The organism is Exiguobacterium sp. s50 (assembly GCF_018618175.1).
GTDB lineage: Bacteria > Bacillota > Bacilli > Exiguobacteriales > Exiguobacteriaceae > Exiguobacterium > Exiguobacterium chiriqhucha.
In genome coordinates this window covers 64,099-75,861 of record NZ_JACSLP010000009.1, presented here as the reverse complement: position 1 = coordinate 75,861, position 11,763 = coordinate 64,099, and the positions used below count along the sequence as shown (strand labels likewise).

At 52.9% G+C, this 11,763-nt stretch carries 15 protein-coding genes; 5 read left to right on the top strand and 10 right to left on the bottom strand.

Going from position 1 to position 11,763, the window contains the following annotated elements:
• Window positions 1-86: 86 nt before the first annotated feature.
• Window positions 87-500: a hypothetical protein gene (locus KNP68_RS12805; RefSeq protein WP_214799807.1), complete on the bottom strand. Its 414-nt coding sequence runs from the start codon at window positions 498-500 to the stop codon at window positions 87-89.
• Between the two features lie 142 nt (window positions 501-642).
• On the opposite strand from KNP68_RS12805, the gene KNP68_RS12800 reads away from it, so the two are divergent.
• Window positions 643-1,479, top strand: coding sequence for an aldo/keto reductase (locus tag KNP68_RS12800; RefSeq protein WP_021067915.1), 837 nt, complete (start codon window positions 643-645; stop codon window positions 1,477-1,479).
• A gap of 37 nt (window positions 1,480-1,516) precedes the next feature.
• Here the strand turns inward: KNP68_RS12800 and KNP68_RS12795 are convergent, their stop codons facing one another.
• The 4 genes from KNP68_RS12795 to KNP68_RS12780 form a co-directional block, all read right to left on the bottom strand.
• Window positions 1,517-2,335 (bottom strand): MetQ/NlpA family ABC transporter substrate-binding protein, encoded by an 819-nt coding sequence (locus KNP68_RS12795; protein WP_021067914.1) that lies wholly within the window; start codon window positions 2,333-2,335, stop codon window positions 1,517-1,519.
• Between the two features lie 25 nt (window positions 2,336-2,360).
• The gene (locus KNP68_RS12790) at window positions 2,361-3,023 is read right to left on the bottom strand and encodes a methionine ABC transporter permease (RefSeq protein ID WP_029596402.1); all 663 of its coding nucleotides are present in this window, start codon (window positions 3,021-3,023) and stop codon (window positions 2,361-2,363) included.
• On the bottom strand, window positions 3,016-3,762 hold the full coding sequence (locus KNP68_RS12785; RefSeq protein WP_214799805.1) for a methionine ABC transporter ATP-binding protein: 747 nt from the start codon (window positions 3,760-3,762) through the stop codon (window positions 3,016-3,018). The genes KNP68_RS12790 and KNP68_RS12785 overlap by 8 nt, the downstream gene beginning before the upstream one ends.
• Window positions 3,763-3,876: 114 nt before the next feature.
• On the bottom strand, window positions 3,877-4,623 hold the full coding sequence (locus KNP68_RS12780; RefSeq protein ID WP_214799804.1) for a hypothetical protein: 747 nt from the start codon (window positions 4,621-4,623) through the stop codon (window positions 3,877-3,879).
• Between the two features lie 137 nt (window positions 4,624-4,760).
• On the opposite strand from KNP68_RS12780, the gene KNP68_RS12775 reads away from it, so the two are divergent.
• Window positions 4,761-5,189 carry a MarR family winged helix-turn-helix transcriptional regulator gene (locus tag KNP68_RS12775; protein ID WP_058765235.1) on the top strand — a complete coding sequence of 143 codons (429 nt, stop codon included), beginning with the start codon at window positions 4,761-4,763 and terminating at the stop codon, window positions 5,187-5,189.
• A 106-nt stretch (window positions 5,190-5,295) separates the two neighbouring features.
• The gene (locus KNP68_RS12770) at window positions 5,296-5,820 is read left to right on the top strand and encodes a CarD family transcriptional regulator (protein ID WP_029596405.1); all 525 of its coding nucleotides are present in this window, start codon (window positions 5,296-5,298) and stop codon (window positions 5,818-5,820) included.
• 89 nt (window positions 5,821-5,909) lie between these two features.
• Here the strand turns inward: KNP68_RS12770 and mqo are convergent, their stop codons facing one another.
• Entirely contained in the window at window positions 5,910-7,409 is a 1,500-nt protein-coding gene (gene mqo, locus KNP68_RS12765) for a malate dehydrogenase (quinone) (protein WP_214799802.1), read from the bottom strand.
• Window positions 7,410-7,571: 162 nt separating this feature from the next.
• Here mqo and KNP68_RS12760 point away from each other — a divergent pair, with 162 nt between their 5' ends.
• Window positions 7,572-8,042, top strand: a complete 471-nt coding sequence (locus KNP68_RS12760) for a DUF2691 family protein (RefSeq protein ID WP_251131509.1) — start codon at window positions 7,572-7,574, stop codon at window positions 8,040-8,042.
• A gap of 32 nt (window positions 8,043-8,074) precedes the next feature.
• Window positions 8,075-8,626 carry a histidine phosphatase family protein gene (locus tag KNP68_RS12755; protein ID WP_214799799.1) on the top strand — a complete coding sequence of 184 codons (552 nt, stop codon included), beginning with the start codon at window positions 8,075-8,077 and terminating at the stop codon, window positions 8,624-8,626.
• A 46-nt stretch (window positions 8,627-8,672) separates the two neighbouring features.
• Here KNP68_RS12755 and KNP68_RS12750 read toward each other — a convergent pair whose 3' ends face one another.
• The 4 genes from KNP68_RS12750 to KNP68_RS12735 all read right to left on the bottom strand — a co-directional run bounded on the left by KNP68_RS12750 (window position 8,673) and on the right by KNP68_RS12735 (window position 11,569).
• Complete coding sequence (locus KNP68_RS12750; protein ID WP_029596408.1) at window positions 8,673-9,536, bottom strand: DegV family protein; 864 nt, start codon at window positions 9,534-9,536, stop codon at window positions 8,673-8,675.
• Between the two features lie 90 nt (window positions 9,537-9,626).
• Complete coding sequence (locus KNP68_RS12745) at window positions 9,627-10,139, bottom strand: methylated-DNA--[protein]-cysteine S-methyltransferase (protein WP_214799797.1); 513 nt, start codon at window positions 10,137-10,139, stop codon at window positions 9,627-9,629.
• Window positions 10,126-11,025: a DNA-3-methyladenine glycosylase family protein gene (locus tag KNP68_RS12740; protein WP_214799795.1), complete on the bottom strand. Its 900-nt coding sequence runs from the start codon at window positions 11,023-11,025 to the stop codon at window positions 10,126-10,128. Before KNP68_RS12740 ends, KNP68_RS12745 begins: the two co-directional genes overlap by 14 nt.
• Complete coding sequence (locus KNP68_RS12735; protein ID WP_214799794.1) at window positions 10,982-11,569, bottom strand: bifunctional transcriptional activator/DNA repair enzyme AdaA; 588 nt, start codon at window positions 11,567-11,569, stop codon at window positions 10,982-10,984. Before KNP68_RS12735 ends, KNP68_RS12740 begins: the two co-directional genes overlap by 44 nt.
• Between the last annotated feature and the right edge of the window lie 194 nt (window positions 11,570-11,763).

Genomic DNA, 11,763 nt, shown 5'->3' with positions numbered 1-11,763 from the left:
AATTCACTCCCAATATGATTTAGTCCAGTGTACACAAAAAACCTGAGCAATAGACTTTTTTAAGTGTCTACTACTCAGGGTACAGTTTATATTGGAGGACGCGTTTTTATAATTTCTCCCGAGTCTGGTAGAAACAAGATTTTGTCTCCAGAATCGATTTCAAATAAATAGACACGGTTTGGTTGGAACGGATTCCAGCCTTCGTTCACCACACCAACACCGTCCACATAGTTCACGTTCTTATACTCTTGTTGAAGGCGATACTCCGCTTCAGCGACCGAATAGTGCGGTAACCCGAAGTAAATCGCTCCAGCAATCAATAATGAAAAGATGACTCCCATTCTTATCCGATATCGGTTTTCTAAACTCTTTAGGCCAATCAACGTCACGATAATCATACTGGTCGCCGTTCCAAACGCCGCCGAGTTTCCATACCAAGCCTCATTTACGACCATCATTCCTCCAATGGCCAATATCCCGAACATCCACCACCACTTCATCCCCATCACCTCTCTTCAATTATCCCAAAAACAGGAAAATAGGCAACTTCATTTTGGTTTACTCCAACCGATTCAAACGTTTGATTCCCCGGGAGAGTGGAATATCGGACAAGAGAACGGATTTTGAATGAGGAGGCATTTTATGAACATCCCAACCATTAAACTACATGATGGCTACGAGATTCCGGCCATCGGGCTCGGCACCGTCTATTTACGAGGTGAACCGGGCGTCGACGCCATCACGAGCGCCATCCGCAACGGCTATCGTCTCATCGACTCGGCGATTCGCTATGACAATGAAGGTGCCGTCGGCGAAGCCGTCCGCCAATCTGGCATCCCGCGCGAGCAGCTGTTTTTGACGTCGAAGCTGCGGGCTCAATATTTTAATTATGATGATGCACTCGAGATGATTCGTGAGTCACTCTATCGGGCGAACCTCGACTATTGGGACTTGTTCCTGTTGCATTGGCCGAACCCGAAACAAGACAAATACGTGGAGGCGTGGCGCGCACTCATCCAAGCGAAAGAGAACGGGTGGATCCGCTCAATCGGCGTCTCGAACTTTATGCCTGAGCACCTCGACCGTTTGATTGAGGAGACGGGTGAGACACCGGTCATCAACCAAATCGAGCTCCACCCATACTTCTCCCAAGTGGAACAGCGTCAAGCTGACAAAGAGCGCGGCATCATCACTGAGGCATGGAGTCCGTTGAGCCGAGCCCGGACCGTCACGCATGACGAGACGATTGCGGAACTAGCAAGACAAAAAGGCAAGACCGTGTCTCAAGTCATTCTGCGTTGGCACGTCCAACTCGGTGTCATCCCGCTCCCCCGTTCGTCGAGCGAGTTGCACCAAAAAGAGAACCTCGACGTCTTCAACTTCGAATTGACCGAGGACGAGATGGAGACGCTCAACGCCCTGACGAAGCCGGACGGCCGTATCGATAATCAAGACCCGAGAGAATACGAGGAATACTAAAAAAAAGATTGAGCCGTCTGGGCTCAATCTTTTCTCGTTAAAACGCCGGAATCGCCGTTTCTTCGTAATTCTCTTCCAAGAACGCGCGGACTTCGTCACTTGTGAGTGCTTCGCCGAGTTTCTGGATCGCTTCTTCATCTTTGTTGTCTTCACGAGCAACAAGCGTGATGGCGAAGTCGTTCTCGACACCTTCCGTCAAGAGAGCATCGCTCTTCGGCGTCAAGCCGAGTGGAGCCGCGTAAGCCGGCGTCATGAGGACCGCATCGACGTCATCATACGCACGCGCGAGCATGAGCAAATCGACTTCCTCGAACTTGAGGTTCTTCGGGTTTTCGGTGATATCGGCTTGCGTGTAATACGAACCGTTCTTCTCACCGAGCTCAATCACGTCGTGCTGTGCGAGCAACGAGAGCGAGCGATCGATGTTTGAGACGTCATTCGCGATGGCAATCGTCGCGCCTTCCGGGATATCGTCCATGTTGTCATACTCTTTCGAATAGACACCGTAGTTGGCGAAGTAAATCGGTTCGATTGGGACGAGGTTGGCGTCATTGCTGCGGTTGAACTCTTCCATGTACGGGACGTGTTGGAAGAAGTTCGCGTCGACTTCTTTTGCTGCGAGCGCCGTGTTCGGTTGGACGTTGTCACCGAGGACGACGATTTCGAGCTCGATGTTGTCTTCTGCGAGTTGCTCTTTCGCGATTTCAAGCATATCCGTCATCGGTGGGATGAGCGATGCGACTTTGAGCGTCTGCGGCTCGTTTGACGGGGCTTCCGTCGTGTTCGTTTCTGAATCGTTCCCACACGCCGCGAGGACGAGTGTGAGTGAGGCGAAAAGCGCCAATAATTTTTTCATAAGTTCTCCTTCTTTCTTTAGGTAATTAGCGTTTGTCGATGAGCCGAGCCACCGTCGTACCGGTGAACTGAATCATCTGAACGAAGACGAGCATGATGAGAATCATATACATCATCAGCTCCGTCTTGAACTGCTGATAGCCGTAGCGGATGGCAAAGTCACCGATGCCACCGCCCCCGACCACCCCCATGATGGTCGAGTACGAGATGAAGCTAATGATTGACGTCGTAAGCCCGAGGACGAGACCGGAACGGGCCTCGACGTACAAGAACTTGAAGATGACGTCTTTGATGGACGCCCCCATCGACACGGCCGCTTCGACGACGCCGCGCGGGACGTCAAGGAGTGACTGCTCGACGAGTCGCGAGTAATGGGCGATGGCGATGATGGCGAGCGGCACGGTTGCCGCCGCCGTCCCGATGGCCGTTCCGATGATGAGCCGCGTAAATGGAATCAAAAACACGACGAGTAACAGGAACGGGAATGAGCGGACGATATTGACGATCAAGTTGAGCACGGAGAAGACGGCCCGATTCTCTAACAGCTGCCCTTTCCGTGACAAATAGAGCCACGTCCCGAGCGGCAGACCGAGCAGGACGGCCGCGAGAATCGAGACGCCGACCATGATGAACGTCTCCCCGATCGATTGCCAAATCTCAGTCTGATATTGCAGGAGCACCTCAGGCATGTGGTTCACCTGCCTTCTTCAGTTGATTGACGAACCAGGACGGATTGTCGTCGATGTCTGCGACCCCGCTCGGAATGACGTCAATCGTCTCATACACCGAACCGTCCGTCATGACGGTCACGCGGTCGCACACTTGTTTGATGACGTCCATCTCATGCGTCACGATGACGATGGTGACGCCGAGCCGCTCGTTAATCGACTTCAACACGCCGAGCACTTCGGCCGTCGTGTTCGGGTCGAGCGACGACGTCGGCTCATCACATAACAAGACGTGCGGTTCGTTCGCGAGCGCCCGCGCGATGGCGACACGCTGCTTTTGACCGCCACTGAGCTGCGCCGGGTACTTGTCTTTGAACGACTCGAGCCCGACAAAACGAAGGCACTCGAGCACCCGGGCCTCATGCGTCGCCCGCGGTCGACCGGCCAGCTTCAACGAGGCGGCCACGTTGTCATAGACGGTCTTGTTCGCGACGAGATTAAACTGTTGGAAAATCATGCCGATGACGTGACGCTTCTCGCGTAGTTGTCGACTCGACAGGCTCGTCAACTCATCGCCATCAATCGTGACTTGCCCTGTATCCGGTGTCTCGAGCAGGTTCATCAGTCGGAGCAACGTCGATTTGCCGGCTCCGCTCGCGCCGATGATGCCATATACCTCGCCACGCTCGATTTGAAGCGAGACGTCACGGACGGCTGCGTCGCGGCCGAACTGTTTGCTGACATTCGTTAACGTGATCATAGATGGTTCCTTTCTCTCATGGGAAAACTGGGTCAACCTCGTACCCCATTTTAGCGAACTAAAGCAAACTTGTCAGGTGAGGTGCTTCACAAAAAAAGAACCGCACGTGGCGGTTCACTTTAACGGGTGCTGTTTGAAATGCTCAGCGATATGGCGCCGCATCGATTCACGATTCTCGGCAAAGATTCGATGTCGATGGCCGTTCCCCCCTGATGGATGGGGAAATCCGCTCACGACGCGTTCTGGCGCGATAATGCCCTTGTCGACGAGCGTCTCGACGGCTCGATGGACGTTAATCCCCATCGGCAAGATGAGTGCGTCCTCGAGGACGGCCATCTCGTCGGCGAAACCCCCTTCGACATAAGACCGAAATAAATCCGTCTTTAACATATCTGGACTCGACCCGTTGTAGTTCTTCCCTTTATAAAAGACCGGATACGGCAACACCGCCGTGTTCTGCACGAGATGGTTCGCCTCGCCGAACAAGTCGAGCGTCGTCGGAATCCCAAGGTGGTGATGCAACTCCAAGTCGTCGAGCATCGTCACCAAGTTCTTGCGAATCGGTCCGGAGAAGCTGCCTCGTTGTTTGACAGCTCGGAGCGCCTCCTCGTCGGGCGCGTCCGCCAAATCACGAATCGCCTCGAACGATTGCCGCATTTGATACAGTCCCGGCGTAATCCCTGCGATGACGACTTTGGCGTTCGGGTTGATGTATTCGAACGGCGCATAATAAATCGTCAGTTGCTTGTTCGGGTCCTCCTCGAGCAGGAACGGTTCACTCTTCAGTGTCGTCTCCTCCAGGTCGGGCAGTTCGAGAATATGTTGTTTATAGCGTTGAAATAAATCGGTACGTGTCGGCATGATTGTCCCTCCTCTGTTTCTGTTCTTTCCCCAAACCGCCAAATCCTATCAGAGGATGGTGAACTCGTTTCGCGCATTGACGCGGCACATCCGCTTTTGTATAGTTAGGAACGACAAAACGAATAGGAGTGACCAATTTGACTCCAACAGAACCGACGACACGACTCCTCGATCTCCTCAGTGAGCGACATGACCAAATCCGCCGCATCAGCGAGCGGGCTTGGAACGAGCAACACGATATCTACATCTCCAACTCCGAATGGTACGTGCTCGCCCGGATTTATCAAACAAAACCGACCATTGCCGAAGTGACACGCAACGTCCACATCTCCCGTCAAGCGATCCATAAGCTCATCAAGAACTTGAAAGCGAAGGAACTCGTCACGGTGACCGATCATCCGACGAGTCGAAAAGATAAATGTATCGAGCTGACCGAGCTCGGGGTCCGTTGCTACGAACAGAACGAGGCACTGAAAGCCGAACTCGAACAAAAAATAGCCGATTCACTCGGTGATGACGCGTTCCGACAACTGAAAATGTTGTTGAAAGCCGACTGGAATTTGTAATCTCTCCTAACGATTGGGAGGGATTTTTTTGTGTCATATCTCACCTCAAATGTCAACCGAGTTGACATTTCGTGTCATGAACTACTATACTTGATGAAAGGAAGAGGTGATCGATTTGTTCAAAACTGGTGATTTAATCATCTATTCGACCCACGGAGTTTGCCGCATTGACGACATTTCCGACATGACGGTCGCGGGTGAGACGAAGTCGTACTACACGCTCCATCCCATCAATAACGCACAGAAGTTGCAAATCAGTATCCCCGTCGATAGTGATAAAGTGATGATGTTGACGCTCCTTGAAGCGAAAGAAGCAAAAGAGATCCTCGAATCGTTCCGCTCGCCGGGTGTCGAATGGAATCCCCATCCGAACAACCGCAATCGCGAATTCTTGAACGTCGTGCACTCGGGTAACCGTCACGAGATTGCTCAAGTCATCAACACGCTTGCTCGCCGCCAAAGCGAAGCTCTCTTGTTGAACAAAAAGTTATATGAACAGGACCGTAAGATTCTAGAGAACGCTAAAACGATCCTCGTGAAAGAACTTTCGCTCGCGCTTGAATTATCGGAAGAAATTATCGATCAACAAATTGCTGCTTATTTGAGCGAAGAACCTGTCGCCACTACTTGATTGGCCCCTTCCGTGCGAAGAGGTCTTTTTTTTATGCGAAAACTGAAAAGAAAAAGCGAGAATATGAACATATCCTCGCTTGTACTCGCTTAATTGTGGACGACGCCTTTCTCTTTCAGGCCGAGCGCCATCGCTGTCGATTCGTGAATCGTCTTGAACAGTTCCGGGTGATCGGAGAGTGATACGCCATAAGACGGCACCATCTCTTTGATTTTCGGTTCCCATTCCGGCATCCGGCTTGGGAAGCACTGCTCGAGTACTTTTAACATGACGTGCACGGCCGTCGATGCGCCCGGTGACGCACCGAGAAGTGCTGCGACCGATCCATCTTCGGCGCTGACGACTTCCGTTCCAAACTGGAGTGTCCCTTTACCGTCTGGCGTGTCTTTGATGACTTGGACGCGTTGTCCGGCGACGACAATTTCCCAGTCCTCATTCTTCGCGGTCGGAATGAATTCGCGGAGCTCGTCCATCCGTTTGTTGTGCGACAAGAGCACCTGCTCAATCAAATATTTCGTGAGCGGCATCTCTTTCGCCCCAGCCGCGAGCATCGTCACGACGTTGTATGGTTTGACCGATTGGATGAGATCGAGGTTCGAGCCCGTCTTCAAGAACTTCGGCGTAAAGCCGGCGAACGGTCCGAACAACAATTCTTTGCGCCCTTCGATGAAGCGCGTGTCGAGGTGCGGCACCGACATCGGCGGTGCGCCGACTTTCGCTTTGCCGTATACTTTCGCGTTGTGCTGTTCGATGACGTCACGGTTCTTACAGACGAGGAACAGACCGCTCACCGGGAATCCACCGATGTGCTTCGACTCCGGGATGCCTGTCTTTTGAAGGAGCGGTAGGCTGCCGCCACCGCCGCCGATAAACAGGAACGGCGCCGTGTGCGTCTCGATCGTGTTCGCCTCGATGTCTTTCACTTTCACTTCCCACAATCCGTTCGCCAACCGTTTCACGTCCTCGACGCTATGCTTGTAATTGACCTCGACGCCTTGGCCGGTCAAATGGTCAAACAGCATACGTGTAAGCGCACCGAAGTTGACGTCGGTACCTGAATCGATTTTCGTCGCCGCGATCGGCTCATCGACGGAACGTCCTTCCATGACAATCGGCATCCAGTCACGGAGTTGTTCCGGGTCATCCGATAAAACCATCCCTTCAAACAACGGATTATTTGTTAGCGCTTCCAAACGTTTCTTCAAGAAGCGGACATCGTTCTCGCCTAGGACCATACTCATATGTGGAATCGAACGGATGAACGCTTCTGGATTTTGAATCAAGCCTTTGTTGACGAGATGCGCCCAAAACTGACGCGAGATTTGGAACTGCTCGTTCACGTTGATCGCTTTCGAGATATCGAGCGTGCCATCCGGCTTCTCGGTCGTATAGTTCAACTCGCAGAGGGCGGCATGTCCCGTCCCGGCGTTGTTCCATTCGTTCGAACTCTCTTCCCCTGCACTTTCGAGCTTCTCAAACACTTTGACTTCCCACTCTGGTACGAGCTCTTTAAAAAGCGACCCGAGCGTCGCACTCATGATGCCTGCACCAATCAAAATGACGTCTGTTCTCTTTTGAACACTGCTCATGAAAACCCCATCCTTCTCCCCTGGATTTGTGTATGAGACGATTCGGTAAATCCCCATTCGCCGACTCGCCCCGTTTATAATTGTTATATTGATTATAACGCTTTTGTGATGTTTGATAAGGGTTAAGTACGGATTTCATCCATGAAACTTTTGAAGGGGGGAATGCAATCCGTGAAGCGCGGCATCCGTTTTAAAATCCCGAATACATATGGACGCTTTCTGGCCGACATGTTAAGTCCCATCGATATCACCTCTTACAGCTGGTTCGTCGGTGGTGAGGAATCGTATCGTGTGAAGAACGGCGACCTCCATCAACCGTTGTTTCCTGAAGAGACCGAGGTAGATGGCGAAACGTTTTCTCATTTGATTCATCAGGATGAGCACTATCTCATCTTCGCGAATTTAAAGGCCTTTTCGAAAGGACCGGTGAAAGACATTGAGACGTATGAGGCGTTTCGTGATAGCCATTGTGACCTTGCCCTGCTCATCGTGGACTCCACATTCGTCGATATGTACTGCAAGAATCAACAAATGATTGAATCACTCTATACGCACGCCCTATCCCGTTCCTTTGAGGACGTCGCCTATTTGACCGACGCCAACGATACGAGGACGAGTTTGACCGTCTGGTAAGCACCCGACCCTATAACGAAGGAGGATCCATCATGTCTACGTTCTATCTCATCCGTCATTGCTCGGCGACTGGCCAAGAGCCGGACGCCCCACTCACCGAGGCTGGCGAACAACAAGCACTCGCCCTCGCTGACTTTTTTCAAGACATCCCCGTCAATCGCATCATCTCAAGCGACTACACGCGAGCCATCGCCTCAATCACACCGGTCGCCACATCCAAGCAGCTGACCCTCGAGACGGAGCCGAAGTTGCGCGAGCGCATCCTCTCGCATGAACCGCGCGACGATTGGTTCGAACTGCTCCGTCATTCGTTCACCGATGCCTCGTTCCGTGTGCCAGGTGCCGAGTCGGGTCAAGATGCGACGAAGCGAATCTTGAGCGTCATCGATCCACTCGACGACATAAACGGTGCGACCGTCCTCGTGACGCACGGCAACCTGCTCGCGTTGCTTCTTCAACATGTGGATAACCGCTATGACTTCGACACGTGGCGCAATCTCAGCAATCCCGACGTCTATCGCCTTAAAATTGTGGATAACTCTTGGTCTGTGGAACGTGCCTGGTCCGTCCCTGCCTGTGGATAACGTTATCCACAGAAAAAGCCGTCTCGCAGATGAGACGGCTTTCGTTTTATTTCTCTACGAAGAACATTGAGATGGCTCCGAGCCCGACGTGTGTCCCGACCGAGACGCCCATCTGCATAAGGTAAATCTCGCCCTTGAAATCGGATTCAGCTTGAATCTTCGCCTTCAAGTTCTCGGCAATCTTTTGATCCGACGTATAGCCGATGATGACGAAGTTGGTGATGTCCTTGTCGCAGCGTTTGATGAACTCGTCCGTATAGTGCTTGAGCACTTTACGCGTTCCGCGCTCTTTGGCGACGATGGCCCCTTTGCCGTTCTTCATGCTCATGATCGGCTTGACCATCAACAGCTTGCCGATAATCGCGCTCGCGTTCGAGATGCGACCGCTTTTAATCAAGTGGTCCAAGTCGTCGACCGACAAGAAGTGCTTCACTTTCAGCTTGTACTTCTCGTTGAAGTCGACGAGCTCCTCGAACGTCGCCCCAGCTTCACGCATCTGGGCGCTCTTCATTAACAACCAGCCGCTCCCGTGGCTCATCGAACGTGAGTCGACGATATGAATCTTCACCGTCGAATCGGGATGCGCCTCTTCGAAGTATTCTTTTCCGAGCACGGCCGATTGATACGATCCGCTCGTCCCGCTCGACATACAGATGCAAAGAATCTCGTCATGTCCGCTCTCAACGGCCTCTTCCATCAGCTTCATAAATGTCGCTGGGCTCGGCATCCCCGTCGTCGGGAATTCCGGTAGCGCTTCCAACATTCCGTAAAACTCATCGGGCTGGATGTCGACACGGTCCTCATACGATTTATTGTCAATCGTGATGATGAGCGGCGCGACGCCAATCTCATATTTTGCTAAAATCTCATCGGATAAATCACAAGTTGAATCTGCTAGTAATTTTATCATGGTACCCTCCAAATAATCGCCCTTAAATGACGAGAATCGTCCTAGACCACTACGTCGATTCAGACGTCACGATAGGACTTCTCCATTGTATCAGATATGGAGGGGTAGATGTTTTTTTGCCAGGCTCGGATATGCGTTTGTTTGCTCGTGTCGAAGCAGCCATTCCTTTCGCCAGAGGCCGCCCGCATAGCCCGTCAACGTCCCGTTCGATCCGATGACGCGATGGCACGGGATGACGATGCTCAACCGGTTGCGCCCGTTGGCACTGCCGACGGCCCGCACGGCGCGGTCACGGCCGAGTGTCATGGCCAATTCGCGATACGAGGTCGTCTCGGCGTATGGAATCATGACCAGCGCTTGCCACACGTCCTGTTGAAACACCGTCCCCTGCACCTCATACGGGAACGTGAACGATTGGCGACGTCCGTTGAAATACTCCTCGATTTCTCGGTGGCACGTCTTCAACACGTCCGGCGTCATCTCCTCCGCTTCAAAGCGGACATCATCGCGTTCGACGAACAGGATGGAGCGGATGGCCGTCTCTGTCCCGACCATCTCCAGAATTCCAATCGGACTCACATAGTCCAGTCTATACGTCTCCATACAATGACCTCCATAAATAGAATGTGGCGTACGCTTCCCACCCGGCAAAGCGTTCCCCGTACTGCCTCACTTCGTCTGCCGTCAATTTGTCGCTTCGCCCGAGATGATGCTTCAATGCCTGATGCAGACCAGCGTCCGCAGCCGGGAACGCCGTCGAATCTTGGAAACACTTCATCCTTACATACGCGGCCGTCCACTCCCCGACACCGCGTAAGCTCAGCAACCGTTCATGGATCACGTCGGGTGACTCGTTGCGTAACTGCTGTTTCGACAATCGTCCGTCCGTCATCTCCTGGGCGATGCCGATGATATATTCTGCTTTCCGGGTACTGAATTGAAGCTGTCTCAGTTCACTCGGATCGAGGAGCGCGATCGTCTCTGGGGTCGGGAAAGCCCAGTACGTCACGCCGTCCACTTCACGGGATGGTCCATATTGCTCGACGAACCGTCGTTTCAACGTATAGGCGAACGACAGCGTGATCTGTTGGCCAATGACGGCCCACGCGAGCGCCTCGAACAAGTCCGGGAACCCGATCAGGCGTAGCCCCTCGTACTCTCGGACGAGCGGACGTAACAGTTCATCCGTCTCGGCCATCCGCACGAACGCCGCGACGTCTTGGTCGAGGTCGAACCAGTCGCGGACGTAGCGCTCCACGTGTTTCTGTTCCGAGCTCTCGATGTCGTCTTCCGGGAACGCGATGACGAGGCCGTGAGCCGTCTCCATGATATCCCCTAGCAGCAATCGTCCGTCCACATCGAACAGCTTTGAGACGGACGTTTGACTTGCGACATGCATCACTTCATCGTCAGAGCGTCGCAAAAATTGCAGACATTGTTGAAAATCAAACGGAGCGGTGACGTGAATCTCGAACGATGAGCGACTCATCGGCTCCCCCCTTTCGATACATGCTCGGTGAACAACCCTTGAGCCGTCGGAAGACGCGATAAAAGTTGGATGGGGTTTGAAAGCCGACCTCATAACAGATGGCGAGATTGCTCATGTCCGTCGTCCGCAACAGATGGGCCGCCTTGTCGATGCGAACCTTTTCGAGCAGACGGCGCGGCGTCTCGCCCGTCGCTTGCGTGAACGTCCGCTCGACATAGAACGGGCTCAAGCTGACGTGCTCGGCAATCTCCTCAAGCTTGAGCGGCCGTTTGTAATGCGTGAGCACGAACGCCGTCACGTCATGGACGAGCGCGCTCGCCGGACTACGGTCGACCTCGGGCTGACATCGTTTGCACGGCCGAAAACCGAACGACTCCACTTCCGCTTTCGTCTCATAAAAATCGACATTCTCCCGCTTTGGCTTTCGCGAGCGGCACGAGGGCCGACAGTAAATCCCGGTCGTCTTGACCGCGGTATAAAACTGTCCGTCATACGCCGCGTCACAGGCGAGCACTTTCTCCCACTTCTCTTCAAACGTCAGCATCTCAGTCCACCCCCTTTGTTCCAATGTATCAGATTGATTTTCGTTCACTCGTCCTGTTTCTTGCCCTTACAGTCTACATTCCCGCGATTCACGAATCTCATTGATTTTGAATCCGTCTCCCCCTTTGACTCGTACTATGATTACGCGACTCGATTGAGTACACTTTAGCTAATCAAGATTTCGAGAGTTTGTCA

Coding starts and splice junctions, on each gene's coding strand:
- KNP68_RS12795 (WP_021067914.1), bottom strand. CDS start 2,335: ATGAAAAAATTATTGGCGCTTTTCGCCTCACTCACACTCGTCCTCGCG.
- KNP68_RS12805 (WP_214799807.1), bottom strand. CDS start 500: ATGAAGTGGTGGTGGATGTTCGGGATATTGGCCATTGGAGGAATGATG.
- KNP68_RS12785 (WP_214799805.1), bottom strand. CDS start 3,762: ATGATCACGTTAACGAATGTCAGCAAACAGTTCGGCCGCGACGCAGCC.
- KNP68_RS12780 (WP_214799804.1), bottom strand. CDS start 4,623: ATGCCGACACGTACCGATTTATTTCAACGCTATAAACAACATATTCTC.
- KNP68_RS12740 (WP_214799795.1), bottom strand. CDS start 11,025: ATGAGTCGCTCATCGTTCGAGATTCACGTCACCGCTCCGTTTGATTTT.
- mqo (WP_214799802.1), bottom strand. CDS start 7,409: ATGAGCAGTGTTCAAAAGAGAACAGACGTCATTTTGATTGGTGCAGGC.
- KNP68_RS12800 (WP_021067915.1), top strand. CDS start 643: ATGAACATCCCAACCATTAAACTACATGATGGCTACGAGATTCCGGCC.
- KNP68_RS12745 (WP_214799797.1), bottom strand. CDS start 10,139: ATGGAGACGTATAGACTGGACTATGTGAGTCCGATTGGAATTCTGGAG.
- KNP68_RS12750 (WP_029596408.1), bottom strand. CDS start 9,536: ATGATAAAATTACTAGCAGATTCAACTTGTGATTTATCCGATGAGATT.
- KNP68_RS12790 (WP_029596402.1), bottom strand. CDS start 3,023: ATGCCTGAGGTGCTCCTGCAATATCAGACTGAGATTTGGCAATCGATC.
- KNP68_RS12755 (WP_214799799.1), top strand. CDS start 8,075: ATGTCTACGTTCTATCTCATCCGTCATTGCTCGGCGACTGGCCAAGAG.
- KNP68_RS12735 (WP_214799794.1), bottom strand. CDS start 11,569: ATGCTGACGTTTGAAGAGAAGTGGGAGAAAGTGCTCGCCTGTGACGCG.
- KNP68_RS12760 (WP_251131509.1), top strand. CDS start 7,572: ATGCAATCCGTGAAGCGCGGCATCCGTTTTAAAATCCCGAATACATAT.